The organism is Mesorhizobium yinganensis (assembly GCF_040081985.1).
Lineage (GTDB): Bacteria > Pseudomonadota > Alphaproteobacteria > Rhizobiales > Rhizobiaceae > Kumtagia > Kumtagia yinganensis.
Genome location: NZ_JBEBMH010000013.1, coordinates 154,198 through 171,818, shown reverse-complemented (window position 1 = coordinate 171,818; position 17,621 = coordinate 154,198). Strand labels below are relative to the sequence as shown.

Here is a 17,621-nt window from a genome sequence, read left to right as displayed (position 1 = left end):
AGCGCCTTCCACGACAGGTTGCACAAGGCCGGCAAACCCAAAATGGTCATTCGCATCGCGCTCGCTCGCAAACTGCTCGTCATCCTCAATGCAAAAGCACGCGACGCGCGAAACGAGTTCGCAAATGCAACTTGACACCAAAGATAGTCGCTCACCGGCCCTTCGGGCCACCTCTCCCCCTGCCCGGGGGAGAGGAACCCAAGCCGGAGAAGCGCCGGCATTGCGGCAGCGCATTTCCTCTCCCCCGGGCAGGGGGAGAGGTGGCCCAAAGGGCCGGTGAGGGGTGATGTCTCAGCGTTCAGCTGAGAATCGTTTGGCAAAGCAAATCCATTTGCGATTGCCTACCGTTCACGGGGAGGGCACAGCCCTCATCTTATCCCCTGCTTGGCCAGCACCAGAATCGCCTTGGCCTTTTCCGGCGTGTCGACGAACAGCGGGCCGGTGTAGGAATTGTTGATCGGCCAGAAGCCGTGGGTAGCCTGTTCGACCAGATAGATCACCGGCAGATAACCCATCAGGTACTGCTGGGCGTCCATGCCGAAACCCATCTCGCCGGCGACGATCGAGTCCAGCACCTCCGGGCTGATGTCGAAGGTGTAGAGCTTGATCTTGCCGAACAGTTCCTTCTCGCGGAACATCGGGATCAGCGGATTGGCGGCGGTGGCGCCGAGTGCGAACACGGCCTGCACGTCCGGATGGGCCGAAAGATAGGCTTCGGTGCGGCGCTGCACGTCGGCCGGATCGGGCGTCACGGCGACTACCTCGGTGCCGCCGCCCGACGGCTTCAGCCCGTCGTTCAGGCCCTGGCAGCGCTCATCGAGGCTGACATTGCCGACTTCGTGATTGATGCAGACGACCTTCAAAATGCCGTCCTTGGCCAGGCGCTCGCCGGCCTTCTTGCCGGAATCATATTCCGAGACCGTGCCGACATAGAGCGTCGTGCCCATCTCGGCGCCGGTCTTCTCGCCGGAATCCAGCACCACCACCGGTATGTTGGCGGCGAGCGCCGACTGGATCGATTTGCGCATGGCGTCGGCGTCGGCGATCGATACGGCGATGCCGTCCGGCTTGGTGGCGATTGCCGCCTCCATCATGCGCGCCTGCTCGACCACGTCGAACACCTGCGGCGCATGATATTCGACATTCGCGCCCGTCAGCTTCGCCGCGTCGTCGACGCCGCGCTTGACCACCGACCAGTACGGATCGGAGGCGGAGCCGTGCACCACGAAGGCGATGTGGACGTCCTTCGGTTCCTTCAGCCCGTCGGCATTGGCGAGCCCCACCATCATGCCGGCGGACATCAATGCGCCGAACGCCAGTTTCACTACGGATCTCATTTCAATCTCCCATTTCTGCGGCCAATTTCCCTTGTCCGTCCGCCGCCCGGCCCTTAGGCCGTCCCGGCGCTATCGCGGCGGCAGGCCTCTTGCGGGCCTTGCGTCGCCGTGTAGTCCCTTCAGCCCGTCCCTCAGGCCCTAGCATGAGTGCCGGCCGGCGTTGGCCGGCAGCGAATTTCAGTTCACCGGCGCCGCGAGCCGGGCGCGAAGGTCTTCACGCAACGGCTTCATGCCGATGATGTCGAGATCCTGCGCCAATAGCCAGTCGCGAAAAGCCTGCGAGCGGAACAGGTCATATTCCTCGGTGCGGATATAGGCCGAGCGCGGCTCGATCAGTTCGAGTTCGCCAGGCGCGTTGAAATGCAGGCACACGAAGGTCAGCCCGTCGCGCACACTTTCGATGATCGCCTTGTAGGCAGGCTCCGCCGGCTTCGAGCGCGGCCGAGCCCAGGTCGTCTGCAGCGCGGCGTCGAAGATTTCAAAGCCCGCCGCCCGCGCTTGCTCGACGCCGCGCGCATGCGCCTTCTCGGTGACGCCGACCAGATTGTCGTTGGGCGTATAGGCGGCAATCGTCGAGGTCAGCAGGATCGGCAGCCGGTATTCCAGCCCGAGCCGGATATAGACGTCGCAGAACTCGGGCGACAGCGCCGCGCCCATATGGGTGTCGAGATGGGTGACGTCGATGCCCGCCCGGTAGGCGGTCTCGATCTGCGCGCGAAGTTCGGCCTCGACGGCCTCGGCCGAGCCGTTGCGGCGGGTGGTGGCAACGTCGGGATGGAAGAAGCCGTATTCGTCGGTAAGCCCGGCCGAGGGCGGCGGCGCGGTCAGCGGCCGCCATTTGTAGTGGCGTTTCTCGCTGTTCAGCGTCAGGTGAACGCCGAGGTCGAGCGAGCCATCGGCGGCGGTCGCCTCCGCCATTTCCAGGAACCACGGACACGGCACCATCACCGCGCCCGAAGTGCAGACGCCCAGCCGGCAAAGCTCCAGGAAGGCGAGATTGGCCCCCTGGCACATGCCGACATCGTCCTCGTGCAGCACGACGCGGCGCCTGGAATGTGCCGCGCTCATGCGCGGTGATCCCTCAGGTGCAACTGCGAAGCGGGTCGTCCAAAGTCTGTTCCGGGTCTCATGGAACCAACCGTTTAGCCAGCGGCGCATGACCGGAGGCGTTGCCCAACTGGATCGGATGGAACGACGGATCGCCCTGTTCCGACAGGGCCACTTTCGCGGTTTCGGATGGATACGATTTTCGTTTGGACGACGGTTGGAATGTCTATGCCGGTCGGACGCGCTGGATCGGAAACGGACCGGCGGCTGGTTCCGCAGTGGTTTCGTCCGATAGCGGCGGATTGGTTCTTTCAAAAACCCGTCTCGCTGGCGCATCACTCCAACCAGTGAAGAACAATGGGAGACGTTCCATGTACATGGCGGGCGAGGAAGAGATCGAGGCGATCGCAAAAGTCATCCGCTCCGGGAAATTGTTCCGCTACCGCGACGACAGCGAGTGCGAGCGGTTCGAGAAACGCTATGCGAAACATCTGGGCGTGAGCGAGTTCGCGCTTGGCGCGAGCGGCACCTACGGCCTCGCCGCCGGCCTGGTCGGGCTAGGCATCGGTCCGGGCGACGAGGTGCTGGTGCCTGCGCATACCTACATGGCTACGGCCACCGCCGTGCTGGCGGTGGGCGCAATCCCCGTAATCGTCGACATCGACGAAACGATCACCATCAGCCCGGACGCCATCCGCGACGCCATAGGCCCGCATACCAGGGCGATCATTCCGGTCCATATGTGGGGCGCGGCCTGCGACATGGACGCCATCATGGACATCGCCGAGGAACGTGGCCTGCTGGTGCTGGAGGACGTCTGCCAGGGCATCGGCGGTTCGTACGAGGGCCGCAAGCTCGGTTCGATCGGCCATGCCGGGGCCTTCAGCTTCAATTTCTTCAAGAACATGAGCGGCGGCGAAGGCGGCGGCATCGCAACCAGCGACCCGAAGGTGGCGGAGCGCGCGCGCTGCTACATCGATCCCTGTCATTTCTACTGGCAGGGCCGCAACGACGACACCAAACCCTTCGCCGGCGTCGGCGCGCGCGCCTCGGAACTGCTCGGCGCGATGCTCAACGTGCAGCTCGACCGGCTCGACGGCATGATCCGCTCCATGCGCGCCGAGAAGAAGAAAATCCTCGCCGGCACGAGACATCTCGACAATCTCGGCCTGCGGGCCAGCCCGATGAACAGCGCCGACCACGATTGCGCGACGCAGGTGATGTATACGCTGCCCAGCGAGGCGGCCGCGCAGGCCTTCGTGAAAGCGACGCCCGCGGTGATCGCCGGCAAGACCGGACGCCACACCTTCACGCAATGGGACCAGGTGCTGATGCACGAGGGCGCCCACCATGCGGCGCTTAATCCGTACAAGCTGCCGGAGAACAAGGGGCTGCGGACGGGTTATGCCGAGGGCATGTGCAAAGGCTCGCTCGACATCCTGAACCGCACCGTGATGGTGGCGACGAACCCGCTGCACACGGACGAAGAGATCGACGACATCATCCACAACATCGACGCGGCCGCCCGTGTGGCATTGGAGAATGCCGCGATTGACGAGGTCGAGTTGCGCAAGATCGCGCCGGTCGACTTGCAAAAATTCGACAGCTCCAGCGCGGGTTAGGACACCACGCATAGGCGGTTCCACCGGCCGCGCGCAGAGCCTGGGCGAGCGGCTGGCTGTGGCTAAATCGTCGCTGCACAGGATTCAGGCTTGCTGGCTGCCCGCCTCAAAAATAAGCTTCGCTGCGAGTCACCAAAACCCCCCAAGGCGAGGCGCATATGAAGCTCGGGTCCTTTCTTTCCATTCTAGGCAGCGTCGGTGTCGCCGCGCTGCTGTCGGCGGCGCCGGCGCGGGCCGAGGGCAAGACGCTGACGATCTCCTGGTGGGGGTTCAACGGCGAGAAGCTGACGCAATTCCAGGTCGACCCGTTCAAGCAGAAATGCGGCTGCGAGATCGTGTTCGAGACCGGCAACAATGCCGACCGCCTGAACAAGGTGAAGATCCGCGACGGCGCGGGCGTCGACCTGATCTATCTGACCGACGCCTACTCGCAACTAGGCATCGACGACGGGCTGTTCCAGAAATTCGATGCGTCGAAAGTGCCGAATCTCGCCGGCTCCTACGATCTTGGCAAGGACCCGCAGGGGGGCTACGGCCCGGCCTACACGATCGGCCGCGTCGGCATCATCTATGATCCCACGAAGATCAAGACGCCGATCACCTCCTGGAACGACATCTGGCGCGACGACGTGAAGGGCCAGCTCTCGCTGCCGGGCATCACCACCACGGCCGGGCCGATGATGGTGCTGATCGCCGGCGCGCATGCAGGCGTCGATCCCTATGCCGACGAGGACGGCGCGTTCAAGGCGGTGGAGGAACTGAAGCCCAGCGTGGTGAAGAGCTACAATACCGGCTCCGAACTGGTGAACCTGTTTTCCACCGGCGAGATTTCGGTGGCGGTGGCGCAGGATTTTACCCTCGCGCAGATCCAGGCGGCGGTGCCGACGGCGGTGTGGGCCGACATTTCCGACGGCGCCTATGCGACGCTGAACACCGTCAACATCCCGAAGGGCGCGGCCAATCCCGATCTCGCCTATGAGTGGATCAATTTCCTGCTGTCGCCCGAAATCCAGCAGGTCAGCGCCGAGAACGGCATCGACGCGCCGATCGCCAAGGACGTCAAGCTGACGCCGGACCAGGCCAAGCAATGGACCTATGGCGCGGACATGATCGCCTCGCTGCGGCAGGTCGACTACACCAAGCTGAACGCCGCCAAGCAGGGCTGGATCGACCGCTGGAACGAAGTCTTCGGCCAGTGATTTTTGAGGAAACGGACGCGCGGCCGGAGGCGGTGTTGCGCTTCCGGCCGACACTTTTCGCCCACGATTGTTGCGTGGTCCCGGCACCATGAAACGTTTTGCAGGCTGGCTGCTTGCCGCGCCGGCGACGGCGCTGGTCGTGCTGTGCCTGCTCGTGCCGGTGGCGGCTACGATCGCGACGACGTTCGGCGAGGCCAAGGGCGTGTTTTCGCCCTACATCGCGTTCTTCGGCAGTGGCTTCCGCCGCAACGTGCTGTGGCGCACGCTTGAGATCTCGCTGGCGACCACGGCGATCTCCGTGGTGGTGGGTTTCCTGACGGCCTATGTGGTCGTCCGTTCGCCGGGGCGCATCAAGAGCATCCTGATCATCGCCGCGGTGTTTCCGCTGCTGACCGGCGTCGTGGTGCGTTCCTTCGCCTGGCTGATCCTGCTCGGCAAGAACGGCATCATCAACGATTTCCTGACCTGGGTCGGCATTATCGCCGAGCCGCTGTCGATGCTTTACACGCAAGGCGCGGTGATCGTCGCCATGGTCTACCTGTTCGTGCCGCTGATGATCCTGACGCTGGTCGGCGTGCTGGAGAACATTCCGGACGACGTGGTGCAGGCGTCCGCCTCGCTCGGCGCCACACCGGCGGCGACGTTTCGCCAGGTGATATTCCCGCTCGCCGTGCCCGGCCTGATCGTCGGCGCCGTGCTGGTGTTCACCGGCAGCTTCACCTCCTACGCCACGCCGCAGCTGCTCGGCGGCGAGCGCCAGATGATGATGGGCACGCTGATGTACCAGCGCGCCATGGTGTCGTTCGACTGGGTCGGCGCCTCGACGGTCGCGGCGATCATGGTCGTTGTCACCGTCGCCGTCGTGCTGGTGATGGCGCGCGTCGCGCGGCGGCTGAACCCGATGGCGACCTGATGAAACCGCGCACCAGCCCCTTCCTCATCGCCTTTGCCGCGCTGGTCTACATCTTCCTGGTCGGGCCGCTGGTCATCGTGCTGGGGGCTGCGCTCAGCGACACGACCTACCTGACCTTCCCGCCCCATGGCCTGTCGCTGCGCTGGTTCGAGAAGATTTTCGAGGTGGGCGCCTTCCGCACAACCTTCGTCACCAGCTTCCAGCTCGCCTTCCTGGCGACCGCGCTGGCGCTGCTCATCGGCATTCCCGCCGCCTATGCGCTGAACCGCTACCGGATCGCGCTGCCCTCCTGGCTTTCGACCGTCTTCGTCCTGCCGATCCTCGTGCCCGAGATCGTGCTGGGGTTCTCGCTGCTGAAATCCGTCACGGTCGGCGCCGGCGCGCCGATTTTCCCGACGCTGCTGATCGGCCATACGCTGATCGTGCTGCCCTATGCGGTGCGCGTGGTCAGCGCCAGCCTCGCCTCGTTCGACTTTTCGGTGGAGGAGGCCGCCATCAGCCTCGGCAGCCCGCCGGTGAAGACGTTTCTGACGATCGTGCTGCCGAACATCCGCTCCGGCGTGATCGCCGCCTTCATCCTCGCCTTCATCACCTCGATCAACGACGTGTCGACCTCGCTCTTCCTCACCGGGCCGGGCATCAGCACGCTGCCCATCGCCATCCTCGCCTATGTCGAGCAGTATTTCGATCCCACCGTCGCCTCGGTCTCGGTGCTCCTGATGCTGCTCACCGTCGCCGTGATGGCTATCGTCGAGCGCACGCTCGGCCTGACCTTCCTGACCAAATAGATGACCCAAGCGCTTTCCATCGAGAACCTGACCGCCCATTACGGCACGACAAAAGTGCTGGAAGACCTGACCATGCATATCGCGGCGGGCGAACTCGTCTCGCTGCTAGGCGCCAGCGGCTGCGGCAAGACGACGACCTTGCGGCTGATCGCCGGCTTCCTCGATCCGACCGCCGGAAAAATCACGCTGGGCGGACGCGACCTGACGAGATTGCCGGCCTACAAACGCGACATCGGCCTGGTGTTCCAGAACTATGCGCTGTTTCCGCATCTTTCGGTGCGCGACAACGTCGCCTTTGGCCCGAAGCAGCGCGGCGTTTCTGTCACCGAGCGCGAGAGGCGCGCCGATGCAATGCTTCAGCGGGTCGGGCTGGAGGGGCTGGCCGACAGGCTGCCGGCCGCCCTTTCCGGCGGCCAGAAGCAGCGCGTGGCGCTGGCGCGCGCGCTGGTGATTGAGCCGCCGCTCTTGATGTTCGACGAGCCGCTGTCGAACCTCGACGCAAAGCTGAGGGTCGACATGCGTGTCGAGATCCGCCAGTTGCAGCGGGCGAACGGCACCACCTCGGTCTATGTCACGCACGACCAGGAGGAGGCGTTCTCGATCTCCGACCGGGTGGCGATCATGAATGCCGGCCGCATCATGCAGTTCGACACACCGGAAAAGCTTTATCAGCGGCCGGAGAATGCGTTCGTCGCCCGCTTCGTCGGCTTCGAGAACCTGATCCCGATGCGGGTGACTGCGCGCGACGGGCGCAAGGTGACGGCGGAGGCGCCGGGCGGCACGCTGCTGGCGCTGGACGAACAGCGGCTCGGTCCGATCCCCGACCGTTTCGTGCTGGCGACCAGGGCCGACGGGCTGGAGGTCAGCGCCGATCCGGCAGCACCCGGCCTGCCCGCCACGCTCGGCCTGCGCACCTATCTCGGCCGCGCCTATCAGTACCAGTGCGATACGGCTGCCGGTGGGCTGATCGCCAATGGCGCGCTGTCGGCCCCGCTTGCTTCCGGTGCGTCGGCAAGGCTGGTGCCGGTGCTCGACCAGTGCTGCGTGCTGAAATCCGAATAGTCGACTGCAGGCCCCGATGACCATCCTGATCACCAACGCCACCCTGCTGCCGTGCACGCCGGACATGCCGGTCGTTGAGAACGGTTATGTCCATATCGAGGGCGATACGATCAAGGCCGCCGGGGCAGGGCCGCCGCCCGCCGTGGACGGCGCCGAGATCGTCGATGCGGGCGGCGATGTCGTGATGCCCGGCATGGTCAACCCGCATTGCCACATGGCGATGACGCTGTTCCGCGGGCTCGGCGAGGACGTCGACGACCGGCTGTTCCGCTACGTGCTGCCGATGGAGCGAAAATTCGTGACGCCGAAAATGGTCGAGGCCGGCACGCGGCTCGCGGCGCTCGAATTGATCGAGGCCGGCGTCACCACGGTCGCCGACATGTATTATTACGAGACCGAGGTTGGCCGCGTCGTCGACGAGGCGGGGTTTCGCGGCGTGGTGGGGCAGACCATCGCCGACTTCGATCCGCCCGACCATGCGACCATCGACGCGGGTTTTGCGCTGACGGAAGAACTGGTCGCCGAATTCTCCGGCCACGACCGCGTCATTGCCTCGATCGCCCCGCATGCGCCTTACTCGACCGACATCGCTGTGATGAACCGCGTCGCCCGCTGGGCCGACGATCATCCGGACGTGCCGGTGCAGATCCACCTCGCCGAGATGACCAGCGAGATGGAGTGGTGCGAGAAACACTATCAAATGACGCCGGTCGAGATGGTGGAGAAGGCTGGGCTGCTGCGGAAAGGCCTGATCTGCGCGCATTGCCTGTATCTGAATGGCAGCGACATCGAAAAGATGGCGGCGGCAAAAGTCTGCGTGGCGCACAATGCGCGATCCAACGCCAAGGCCGGGCGCGGCATCGCGCCGGTGGAGGCTCTGCGGGCGGCGGGCATTCCGGTGGGCGTGGCGACCGACGGTCCGATGAGCGGCAACACGCTCGACCTCTTCTCGCAATTCGGCCCGGTCTCGATGTTCCAGAAGCTTTTGGGCAAGAGCCGCAAGCCTATGCCGGCGCGCGAGGTGATCCGCATGGCGACGCTGGAGGGCGCGCGCGTGCTCGGGCTGGACGCGAAGATCGGCTCGCTCGAGCCGGGCAAGAAGGCCGACCTGATCCGCATCGACTTGTCGGCACCGCGCACGCAGCCGGTCTACGACATCTACGCCACGCTGGTCTTCGCCGCGATGGCGGTCGACGTGCGCGACACGATGGTCGCCGGCCGCTGGCTTATGCGCGGCCGAAATGTGCTCACCGTCGAGCGCAAGAAGGCGCTGCGGGATGCGCTGCAGGTCGCCACGGCATTCAAGGCCGAAATGGCCCGTATCGATTCTCAAGCCTAGGTTTTCATGATGACCGCTTCAAAACTCAATGCCGTGCTCGCCCATGCCGATGCGCACCTGCAGGACAGCCTGGACCGGCTGTTCGAGCTGATCCGCATCGAGTCCATCTCGACCGATCCGGCCTATGCCGCCGAATGCCGGCGCGCCGCCGAATGGCTGTCCGGCTCGCTTGACGCGATTGGCTTCGACGCTTCGGTGCGCGACACGACGGGCCATCCGATGGTCGTCGGCCACGACACCACCGGCGCCGGCCCGCACGTGCTGTTCTACGGCCACTACGACGTCCAGCCGGTCGATCCGCTGGCGCTGTGGAACACGCCGCCCTTCGAGCCGACGCTGGTGCCGCAGCCGGACGGCGACACGCATATCGTCGGGCGCGGTGCCTCGGACGACAAGGGCCAACTGCTGACCTTCGTCGAGGCCTGCCGCTTCTGGAAGGAGGTGGCCGGCGCGCTGCCGGTGCGCGTCTCCATGCTGTTCGAGGGCGAGGAGGAATCCGGTAGCCCAAGCCTGCCCGGCTTCCTCAAGACGGCCGGCGCTGAGCTCAAGGCCGACATGGCGCTGATCTGCGACACCGACATGTGGGACGCGAAGACGCCGGCAATCACCACGATGATGCGCGGCATCGTCAAGGAAGAGTTCGAGATCACCTGCGCCAACCGCGACCTGCATTCCGGCATCTATGGCAACGCCGCGCGCAATCCGTTGCAGATTGTCGCCGACATCATCGCCGGACTGCGCGCGCCGGACGGCGGCGTCACGCTGCCGGGTTTCTACGACGGCGTGAAGGAATTGCCGGAAAAGGTGGCGGCGCTGTGGAAAAAACTGCCTTTCGACGAAGAGGGGATGCTTTCGGGCGTCGGGCTGAAGATCCCGGCGGGAGAGAAGGACCGCTCAATCCTTCAGCAGGTGTGGGCGCGGCCGAGTTTCGAGGTGAACGGCATCGCCGGAGGCTATTCCGGGGAGGGGTTCAAGACTGTCATCCCGTCGAAGGCCAGCGCAAAGATCTCGTTCCGGCTGGTGGAGGGGCAGGACCCCACGCGCACCCGCGAGGCGTTGCGGGCCTATGTGCGCGGGCATATCCCTGAGGATTGCAGCGTCGAGTTCCGCGACCACGGCGCGGGTGCGGCGACCGTCATGCCGGTGGACGGCGAATTGCTGCGGCGCGCGCTGGGCGCGCTGGAGGACGAGTGGGACGGGCGCGCCGCCGTCGCGGGTTCCGGCGGCTCGATCCCGATCGCCACGGAGTTCAAGCAGAAGCTCGGCATGGACGCGCTGCTGGTCGGCTTCGCGCGCTTCGACAACCGCATCCACAGCCCCAACGAGAAATACGACCTGTCCAGCTATCGCAAGGGCATCAGGTCGTGGATACGCATACTTGCCGCCTTTGCCGGCTAAGTTTCGGCTCTGCGACCTGAACCCGGCACATCGAAACCATGTCCCGAATCACCATCATCGACACCGATCCGGGGATCGACGACGCCGTTGCGATCCTGCTCGCGCTGGTGTCGCCCGAGTTCGATGTCGCCGGCATCACGACCGTCGCCGGTAACATTGGCATCGATACCGTGACGCGCAACGCCGGCCGCATCCTGGCGCTTGCCGGACGCGGCGATATTCCGGTGATCCCCGGCGCAGCCGCGCCGCTGTCGCGAAAAGGGTTCGACACCGCTGATATCCATGGCAGCGACGGTCTCGGCGGCGTGACATTTCCCGAACCGGTGTCGGAGCCGCTTCCCGGCCCGGCCTGGACATGGATTGCCGACATGCTCGACCGGCACCCGAAGGGAACGGTCGACATCCTCGCGCTCGGCCCCTTGACCAACATTGCCATGCTGGTGCGCGAACGCCCGGAATCGGCAAGCCGTATCGGCCGGCTGATCGCCATGGGCGGGGCCGTGCACGAGCGGGGCAATGTCGGGCCGCGCGCCGAATTCAACATCGCCGCCGACCCCGAGGCCGCCGACATCGTATTCCGCGCCGGCCTGCCGCTGGTGCTGGTCCCTCTCGACGTCACCCGCCGTGTGCGCGCGACCAAGGCTGACACGGCTTTCCTGCGCGAGAGCGGGACGCCGGCCGCGAAAGCTTCCGCCGATCTCGTCGACGCCTATTTCCAGTCGACGGGCTCCGGCGAAAGCCGGCCGCTGCACGATCCATGCGTGATGCTGTTCGCGATGCGCCCCGACCTGTTCGAATTGTCGCCGTTGAGGCTTTCGGTTGACTGTGGATTTGGCGAGGATGCCGGCGCCCTTGGCCTCTCTGATGACGGGCCGGAGGTTTCCGTGGCGATGAAAGTGCTGGGGGCTGAGGCGCTGGCCCTGCTGGCCGAGCGTCTGACCAGGCCTCCGCCGCCAGTTCCTGACGCGCCTGCGTCGTCCAGAAACTGAGGCCGCTGGGAATCACCGTGTCGCCAGGCGCGTCGTTCATGACCGCTCCAGCCGCATGAACGCCGCGCGCAGCGCCAGCACGGCGCGCAGGATCTGCCGGTCGTCCATCGCGGCATAACCGAGCAGCAGCCCGTGCTCCGGCTCGGTCGAGTGGTAGTTGATCGAGATGCCCTGCACGTCCAACCCCTCGCGCAGCGCGGCCGCGACCACGTCGCTGTCCTTGAACGGCCGCCGAAAGCTGGCGAGCAACTGCATGCCGGAATCGTTCTCGCGCACCGTGATCCAGTCGCCAAGATGATCTTCGCAGAGTTTGACGAAATTTGCCTGGCGGCGTGCGTAGAGCCTGCGCATGCGTTTCAGGTGCGTGGCGAAATAACCCTGCTTGATGAAGTCGTTGACGGTCGCCTGCAACAGCAGCGGCGCGAACTGCCCGGTGATCGAGACGGCGCGGTCGAAGGATTCCGACAGCTCGCGCGGCACGATCAGGTAGCCGATGCGCAGCGCCGGGATCAGCGTCTTGCCGAAGCTGCCGATATAGACCACGCGGTCGGTGTGATCGAGGCCGCGCAACGCCGGCACCGGCCGGCCGCGGAACCGATACTCGCCGTCATAATCGTCCTCGACGATCCAGGCGCCGCTGCGCTCGGCGATGTCGAGCAGTTGCAGCCGTTCCTCGATGCGCATGATCGTGCCGAACGGCCATTGGCATGACGGTGTGACGTAGATCAGCCGAGGGCTCGGCAGGTCAGGATCGGAAAGGTTCCAGCCGCGCCGGTCGACCTTCAGCGGCGCAAGCTGCGCCCCGGCGGCGAGGAAGGCACTTTTGGCGCCGAGATAACCGGGCTCCTCCATCCAGACATCGTCGCCCTCGTCGGCCAGCACCCGGGCCACGAGGTCGAGTGCGGCCTGCGCGCCGGTGACGACGACCACCTGATCGGCGGTGCAGTTTATGCCGCGCGACAGGCTGATGTTACTGGCGATGGTCTGGCGCAGGCCGGCATGGCCGGCGAAGGAGATATAGCCGAGCAGCGCCTCGTCGCGGCTGCGCGAATTGCGCACCAGAAGGCTGCTCCAGATCGAGAACGGAAAGGAGTCGGTCTCCGGCACGCCGGGATGAAAATTGATGACGCCGGCGTTGCGTGGCGGCTGCGGCCCGTTGACGATGGTCTGGCCGCGCCGCGACAGGCGCCGCGCATTGCAGGCCGGCTTGCTCGGAGCGGCGGCGCCGCGGTTCTGCTGGATCGGCGCCACCCATGTGCCGGAGCCGCCGCGCGCTTCGATAAAACCTTCGGACAAAAGCTGGTCGTAGGCGGCGATGACGGTGTTGCGGCCGACCTTCAGGTCCTCGGCGAGCGAGCGGGTCGAGGGCAGCAGCGTCTGCGCCTGGATCTGACCTTCGAGGATGTAGCGGCGCAGCGCGCTGTAGATCTGCCGGTGCATCGGCTCGGCCGACTGGCGGTCGACCGACATGATGTCCAGCGACAGGCGCATGTGGTCGGCCATCCCTATCCTCCGGCGAGGCGGGCCGCGCGCATGATCTTGTCCTCGTTGAGCTGCCGCGTCGTCTCGAGGACCAGCGGGTAGGTGTCGCGGTGCACCGACTTGCCGCCCTTCAGCGCGCGATGCACCGTGCCCGCGCCAAGGCCGCATTTCGCGGCGATCTCCTTGATCGTGCAAAGCCGCTCCGCGCCAAGTGCCGTTTCGAACGCCATGTTTTCAAACCTCCCGTCACGGATCGTTATCGTGCCTTCATGCGTTGAAAAATGCACGGGGTGGTATCATCGGTGATGCGCCGCCCGCTCGACCACCTCGAAGCCCGCCGCCCGCGCCGCTGCCGACAGCGAGCGGCAGCCCATTGTCGCATAAGTCAGCGGATGCGCCTTGGCCGGGTCCTGCTCCGCCTCGACTACGAACCAGCCGTCATAACCCCGCTCCGCCAGCAGCTTAAGCAGCGACTGGAAATCCACAAAACCGTCGCCGGGCACGGTGAAGATGCCTTCCATCACCGCGGCCATGAAACTCATGTCTTCGCGCCGCGCCTTTTCCAGCACCGGGCGGCGCACGTCCTTGCAGTGGAAATGGACCACGCGATCGATATGGCGTTGAAGAAGCGAAGCCGGGTCGCCGCCGGAAAACAGGCAGTGGCCGGTGTCGAAGAGCAGCCCGACAGCCTCGCCGGTCGATCCAATGAATTTGCCGATCTCCGCGTCGGTCTCGACGATCGTTCCCATATGATGGTGGAAGGCCATGCCGACGCCGAAATCCGCCATGCGCTCGGCCAACGCTGTGATCTTGCGGCCATAGGCCGGCCATTCGTCTTCGGCGAGTTTTGGACGCTGCGAGATCGGCGCGAAAATGCCGTCATGCCGGCCGCGCGACGTGTCGGCATAGACGACGTGTTTTGCGCCGAGGTCGCGCAAAAGGGTCAGATGCGGCCGGATCGCCTCGAACTCCTCCTCGACCCCGCGCTCGAGGATGCGCCCGTCATACCAGCCGGAAACCAGTTCGAGCCCGTGGGCCGCCAGGATCGGCCCGAGCGTCGCCGCCTCACGCGGGAATTTTCCGCCCAGCTCCGTGCCGCGATAACCGGCCTGCGCCATCTCGGAGAGGCAGGTCTCCAGCGGCGTGTCGCCGCCGAGTTCCGGCACGTCGTCATTGGTCCAGGTGATGGGATTGATGCCGATCCTGACGCTCATATGGGTCTTTCACAGGTTTCGTGCTGGAAGGCAGAGTTGCCTGGAAGGCAGAGTTGCAGCCGGCAGGACCCATCGCTAGGTCCGGTTTATCTTGATTTGGTGGAACCACTCTGCATGTGGATATTTGTTCGCGCCGGAAAAGGACCTGAAAGGCTGCCTGAAAGGGGTGTCGCAGGCGGCAGGTGATGGCCGGCGTTCAGGTCGCTGGTGCGAGGCTGGCTTAGTGGCCGGAGAAAAAAATTTCCGTGAGCGCCCGCCGGCAGCGCGAAAAATGCGGAACGAATTCCAAGTTTGGGGATTTTGCTACGCCCGTAATCTCTACCCAGCAGATAGAGTAAGTTCGTTATCGAAACGGAGGCACCACATGACCCTCAATCGCAGATCCATCCTTTTATCGGCGCTTATCGCGGGTTCGGTCCAGTTCGGTGGGCTTGGTTTCGCCTTCGCGGACACCACTATTCTCAACGTCTCGTACGATCCGACGCGCGAACTCTACAAGGAATACAACGCCGCCTTTGCCGCGCACTGGCAGAAGGAGACCGGCGAGACCGTTACCATCCAGACCTCGCATGGCGGTTCCGGCAAGCAGGCCCGCGCGGTGATCGACGGGCTCGACGCCGACGTCGTGACGCTGGCGCTGGAAAGCGACATCAATGCCATCGTCAAGAACGGCGGCAAGATCAATGCGGACTGGCGCGGCAAGTTCGAGCACAATTCCTCGCCCTACACCTCGACCATCGTCTTCCTGGTGCGCAAGGGCAATCCGAAAGGCATCAAGGACTGGGGCGATCTGGTAAAGGACGGCGTCGAGGTCATCACGCCGAACCCGAAGACCTCCGGCGGCGCCCGCTGGAACTATCTGGCGGCCTGGGCCTGGGCCAACAAGGAATACGGCGGCGACGAGGCCAAGGTGAAGGAATATGTCGCGGAGCTGTTCCGTCATGTTCCGGTGCTCGACACCGGCGCCCGGGGCTCGACTACGACCTTTGCGCAGCGCCAGCTTGGCGACGTGCTGCTTGCCTGGGAAAATGAGGCGTTCCTCGTCGGCAAGGAGTTTGGCGCCGACCAGTTCGACACGGTGATCCCGCCGCAGTCGATTTTGGCCGAGCCGCCGGTCGCGGTGGTCGACGCCAATGTCGATGCCAAGGGAACCCGCAAGGTCGCGGAGGCCTATCTCCAGTATCTCTATTCGGAGGAAGGCCAGCAGATTGCGGCGCGCAATTTCTATCGTCCGTCGAAGCCCGAGCTGGTGCCGGCCGCCGAGCTGGAGCGCTTCCCGAAACTCAACCTGGTGACGATCGACGATCCGCAGTTCGGCGGCTGGGCAAAGGCGCAGCCCTATCACTTCGGTGACGGCGGCATCTTCGATCAAATCTACAAGCCCGCGTCCTCGAACTGATGGCGACCGCCGCCGCTTCGAGCGTCGGTTGGCATTTCCGTAGGCCGAGCGTCATCCCGGGTTTCGGGCTGACGCTCGGCTTTACGGTTACCTACCTCACGCTGATCGTCCTCATCCCGCTCGCCGGCGTGGTGTGGCGCACCACCGAGCTTGGCTGGGCCGGATTCTGGGCGATCGCCATGGATGGGCGCACGCTGAACGCGCTCAAGGTTTCCTTCGGCACGGCGCTGATCGCCGCGCTGGTCAACGTCGTCTTCGGCGTGATCATCGCCTGGGTGCTGGTGCGTTATCGCTTCCCCGGCCGCCGCATCGTCGACGCGGTTGTCGACCTTCCCTTCGCGCTGCCCACCGCGGTGGCGGGCATCGCGCTGGCGGCCATCTATGCGCCCAACGGCTGGATCGGCCAGTTGCTCGCGCCGCTCGGCGTCAAGGTGGCGTTCACGCCGCTCGGCATCGTCGTGGCGCTGATCTTCATCGGCCTGCCTTTCGTCGTGCGCACGGTGCAGCCGGTCATGGAAGAGATCGACAAGGAGGTCGAGGAAGTGGCGGCCACGCTGGGCGCCACGCGCTTCCAGACGATCACGCGGGTCATCCTACCCGGCCTCGCGCCGGCGGTGCTGACCGGTTTTGCATTAGCCTTCGCCCGGGCCGTCGGCGAGTACGGCTCGGTGATCTTCATCGCCGGCAACATCCCCTATGTCTCGGAGATTGCGCCGCTGCTGATCATCATCCGGCTGGAGGAATTCCACTATGCCGGGGCGACGGCGATCGCGGCGATGATGCTGGTCATCTCCTTCCTCATGCTGTTCGTCATCAATCTCATCCAGGCCTGGAGCCGCAAGAGGTACGGTCATGGCGGTTGAAGCAGTCAGCGGACCTTTGCCGAACCGCTCGCGGGCTGGTACGCTTGCGCCGGTGAGCAAGCCGGTGCGAGCGACGACGGAATCGACCGCCACAAAGGTGGTGTTGGTCGCCGTTGCGCTGATTTTCATGGCGCTGTTCCTGATCCTGCCGCTGGTCTCCGTCTTCTTCGAGGCGTTCCGCAAGGGCGCCGGCGAGTTCTTTTTTGCGCTCAACGAGCCCGACACGCTGTCGGCAATCCGGCTGACGCTGCTGGTCGCGGCCATCGCGGTGCCCTGCAACCTGGTCTTCGGCGTCGCGGCCGCCTGGGCGATTGCAAAATTCGAGTTCAAGGGCAAGGCGTTCCTGACGACGCTGATAGACCTGCCTTTCTCGGTTTCGCCGGTCATTTCCGGCCTCGTCTACGTGCTGCTCTTCAGTGCCAATAGCTTTCTCGGGCCTTGGCTGAAATCTTATGGCATCGAGATCCTGTTCGCCGTGCCGGGCATCGTGCTCGCCACCATCTTCGTCACCTTCCCCTTCGTTGCGCGCGAACTGATCCCGCTGATGCAGGACCAAGGCGCCGGCGATGAGGAGGCTGCGATCTCGCTTGGCGCGAACGGCTGGCAGACCTTCTGGTACGTGACGCTGCCCAACATCAAATGGGGCCTGCTCTACGGCGTGCTGCTCTGCAATGCCCGTGCCATGGGCGAGTTCGGCGCGGTCTCGGTTGTGTCCGGCCACATTCGCGGCCTGACCAACACCATGCCGCTGCATGTCGAGATCCTGTACAACGAGTACAATTTCGTGGCGGCTTTCGCCGTCTCGACGCTGCTCGCGGCGCTTGCGCTGGTGACGCTGGTGCTGAAATCCGTCCTCGAATACCGTTACGGCGACGAGATCGCCGCGGTCGCCAAGCATTAAAGCATGACCCCGAACCGAAGGTCAGCGCAGCAAAAAGTTGCAGACTTTTCGGATTAGGTCATGCGGAA

16 protein-coding genes and 1 pseudogene are annotated in these 17,621 nt (G+C 64.8%); 12 read left to right on the top strand and 5 right to left on the bottom strand.

The features are described from left to right. Positions 1 to 135, top strand: a pseudogene (locus ABMA59_RS22295) (IS110 family transposase); the annotation flags it as partial. A 233-nt stretch (positions 136 to 368) separates the two neighbouring features. On the opposite strand, the gene ABMA59_RS22290 reads toward ABMA59_RS22295, so the two are convergent. Both ABMA59_RS22290 and ABMA59_RS22285 read right to left on the bottom strand, forming a co-directional pair. Beyond that, the gene (locus ABMA59_RS22290) at positions 369 to 1,337 is read right to left on the bottom strand and encodes a rhizopine catabolism ABC transporter substrate-binding protein (protein WP_349007587.1); all 969 of its coding nucleotides are present in this window, start codon (positions 1,335 to 1,337) and stop codon (positions 369 to 371) included. Between the two features lie 177 nt (positions 1,338 to 1,514). Further along, entirely contained in the window at positions 1,515 to 2,405 is an 891-nt protein-coding gene (locus ABMA59_RS22285; protein WP_349007586.1) for a polysaccharide deacetylase family protein, read from the bottom strand. Between the two features lie 350 nt (positions 2,406 to 2,755). On the opposite strand from ABMA59_RS22285, the gene ABMA59_RS22280 reads away from it, so the two are divergent. The 8 genes from ABMA59_RS22280 (at position 2,756) to ABMA59_RS22245 (ending at position 11,694) form a co-directional block, all read left to right on the top strand. Beyond that, positions 2,756 to 4,006 carry a DegT/DnrJ/EryC1/StrS family aminotransferase gene (locus ABMA59_RS22280; protein WP_349007585.1) on the top strand — a complete coding sequence of 417 codons (1,251 nt, stop codon included), beginning with the start codon at positions 2,756 to 2,758 and terminating at the stop codon, positions 4,004 to 4,006. 158 nt (positions 4,007 to 4,164) lie between these two features. After that, positions 4,165 to 5,205 (top strand): ABC transporter substrate-binding protein, encoded by a 1,041-nt coding sequence (locus ABMA59_RS22275; RefSeq protein WP_349007584.1) that lies wholly within the window; start codon positions 4,165 to 4,167, stop codon positions 5,203 to 5,205. A gap of 88 nt (positions 5,206 to 5,293) precedes the next feature. Then, positions 5,294 to 6,118: an ABC transporter permease gene (locus ABMA59_RS22270; RefSeq protein WP_349007583.1), complete on the top strand. Its 825-nt coding sequence runs from the start codon at positions 5,294 to 5,296 to the stop codon at positions 6,116 to 6,118. Continuing rightward, entirely contained in the window at positions 6,118 to 6,906 is a 789-nt protein-coding gene (locus tag ABMA59_RS22265; RefSeq protein ID WP_349007582.1) for an ABC transporter permease, read from the top strand. Before ABMA59_RS22270 ends, ABMA59_RS22265 begins: the two co-directional genes overlap by 1 nt. Then, positions 6,907 to 7,968 carry an ABC transporter ATP-binding protein gene (locus ABMA59_RS22260; protein WP_349007581.1) on the top strand — a complete coding sequence of 354 codons (1,062 nt, stop codon included), beginning with the start codon at positions 6,907 to 6,909 and terminating at the stop codon, positions 7,966 to 7,968. It abuts the gene before it with no gap. A gap of 16 nt (positions 7,969 to 7,984) precedes the next feature. Next, on the top strand, positions 7,985 to 9,307 hold the full coding sequence (locus ABMA59_RS22255) for an amidohydrolase family protein (protein ID WP_349007580.1): 1,323 nt from the start codon (positions 7,985 to 7,987) through the stop codon (positions 9,305 to 9,307). 9 nt (positions 9,308 to 9,316) lie between these two features. Further along, positions 9,317 to 10,705 carry a M20/M25/M40 family metallo-hydrolase gene (locus ABMA59_RS22250; protein ID WP_349007579.1) on the top strand — a complete coding sequence of 463 codons (1,389 nt, stop codon included), beginning with the start codon at positions 9,317 to 9,319 and terminating at the stop codon, positions 10,703 to 10,705. A 38-nt stretch (positions 10,706 to 10,743) separates the two neighbouring features. Next, positions 10,744 to 11,694, top strand: coding sequence for a nucleoside hydrolase (locus tag ABMA59_RS22245; RefSeq protein ID WP_349007578.1), 951 nt, complete (start codon positions 10,744 to 10,746; stop codon positions 11,692 to 11,694). A gap of 36 nt (positions 11,695 to 11,730) precedes the next feature. Here the strand turns inward: ABMA59_RS22245 and mocR are convergent, their stop codons facing one another. The 3 genes from mocR to iolE form a co-directional block, all read right to left on the bottom strand. Beyond that, positions 11,731 to 13,197 carry a rhizopine catabolism transcriptional regulator MocR gene (gene mocR, locus ABMA59_RS22240; protein WP_349007577.1) on the bottom strand — a complete coding sequence of 489 codons (1,467 nt, stop codon included), beginning with the start codon at positions 13,195 to 13,197 and terminating at the stop codon, positions 11,731 to 11,733. A 2-nt stretch (positions 13,198 to 13,199) separates the two neighbouring features. Continuing rightward, complete coding sequence (locus tag ABMA59_RS22235) at positions 13,200 to 13,406, bottom strand: helix-turn-helix domain-containing protein (protein WP_349007576.1); 207 nt, start codon at positions 13,404 to 13,406, stop codon at positions 13,200 to 13,202. 66 nt (positions 13,407 to 13,472) lie between these two features. Then, on the bottom strand, positions 13,473 to 14,390 hold the full coding sequence (iolE, locus tag ABMA59_RS22230) for a myo-inosose-2 dehydratase (protein WP_349007575.1): 918 nt from the start codon (positions 14,388 to 14,390) through the stop codon (positions 13,473 to 13,475). Positions 14,391 to 14,754: 364 nt separating this feature from the next. On the opposite strand from iolE, the gene ABMA59_RS22225 reads away from it, so the two are divergent. Genes ABMA59_RS22225 through cysW form a run of 3 tightly spaced genes read left to right on the top strand, consistent with a single transcriptional unit; the run spans position 14,755 to position 17,553 of the window. Then, positions 14,755 to 15,789: a sulfate ABC transporter substrate-binding protein gene (locus ABMA59_RS22225; protein WP_349007574.1), complete on the top strand. Its 1,035-nt coding sequence runs from the start codon at positions 14,755 to 14,757 to the stop codon at positions 15,787 to 15,789. Then, entirely contained in the window at positions 15,789 to 16,652 is an 864-nt protein-coding gene (gene cysT, locus ABMA59_RS22220) for a sulfate ABC transporter permease subunit CysT (RefSeq protein WP_349007573.1), read from the top strand. The genes ABMA59_RS22225 and cysT overlap by 1 nt, the downstream gene beginning before the upstream one ends. Continuing rightward, the gene (gene cysW / locus ABMA59_RS22215; RefSeq protein WP_349007572.1) at positions 16,642 to 17,553 is read left to right on the top strand and encodes a sulfate ABC transporter permease subunit CysW; all 912 of its coding nucleotides are present in this window, start codon (positions 16,642 to 16,644) and stop codon (positions 17,551 to 17,553) included. Before cysT ends, cysW begins: the two co-directional genes overlap by 11 nt. The last annotated feature ends 68 nt before the right edge of the window (positions 17,554 to 17,621 follow it).

Bases quoted from the DNA above. Each gene is read 5' to 3' on its own strand.
- ABMA59_RS22290 (WP_349007587.1), bottom strand. From the start codon at position 1,337: ATGAGATCCGTAGTGAAACTGGCGTTCGGCGCATTGATGTCCGCCGGC.
- ABMA59_RS22285 (WP_349007586.1), bottom strand. From the start codon at position 2,405: ATGAGCGCGGCACATTCCAGGCGCCGCGTCGTGCTGCACGAGGACGAT.
- ABMA59_RS22280 (WP_349007585.1), top strand. From the start codon at position 2,756: ATGTACATGGCGGGCGAGGAAGAGATCGAGGCGATCGCAAAAGTCATC.
- ABMA59_RS22275 (WP_349007584.1), top strand. From the start codon at position 4,165: ATGAAGCTCGGGTCCTTTCTTTCCATTCTAGGCAGCGTCGGTGTCGCC.
- ABMA59_RS22270 (WP_349007583.1), top strand. From the start codon at position 5,294: ATGAAACGTTTTGCAGGCTGGCTGCTTGCCGCGCCGGCGACGGCGCTG.
- ABMA59_RS22265 (WP_349007582.1), top strand. From the start codon at position 6,118: ATGAAACCGCGCACCAGCCCCTTCCTCATCGCCTTTGCCGCGCTGGTC.
- ABMA59_RS22260 (WP_349007581.1), top strand. From the start codon at position 6,907: ATGACCCAAGCGCTTTCCATCGAGAACCTGACCGCCCATTACGGCACG.
- ABMA59_RS22255 (WP_349007580.1), top strand. From the start codon at position 7,985: ATGACCATCCTGATCACCAACGCCACCCTGCTGCCGTGCACGCCGGAC.
- ABMA59_RS22250 (WP_349007579.1), top strand. From the start codon at position 9,317: ATGACCGCTTCAAAACTCAATGCCGTGCTCGCCCATGCCGATGCGCAC.
- ABMA59_RS22245 (WP_349007578.1), top strand. From the start codon at position 10,744: ATGTCCCGAATCACCATCATCGACACCGATCCGGGGATCGACGACGCC.
- mocR (WP_349007577.1), bottom strand. From the start codon at position 13,197: ATGGCCGACCACATGCGCCTGTCGCTGGACATCATGTCGGTCGACCGC.
- ABMA59_RS22235 (WP_349007576.1), bottom strand. From the start codon at position 13,406: ATGGCGTTCGAAACGGCACTTGGCGCGGAGCGGCTTTGCACGATCAAG.
- iolE (WP_349007575.1), bottom strand. From the start codon at position 14,390: ATGAGCGTCAGGATCGGCATCAATCCCATCACCTGGACCAATGACGAC.
- ABMA59_RS22225 (WP_349007574.1), top strand. From the start codon at position 14,755: ATGACCCTCAATCGCAGATCCATCCTTTTATCGGCGCTTATCGCGGGT.
- cysT (WP_349007573.1), top strand. From the start codon at position 15,789: ATGGCGACCGCCGCCGCTTCGAGCGTCGGTTGGCATTTCCGTAGGCCG.
- cysW (WP_349007572.1), top strand. From the start codon at position 16,642: ATGGCGGTTGAAGCAGTCAGCGGACCTTTGCCGAACCGCTCGCGGGCT.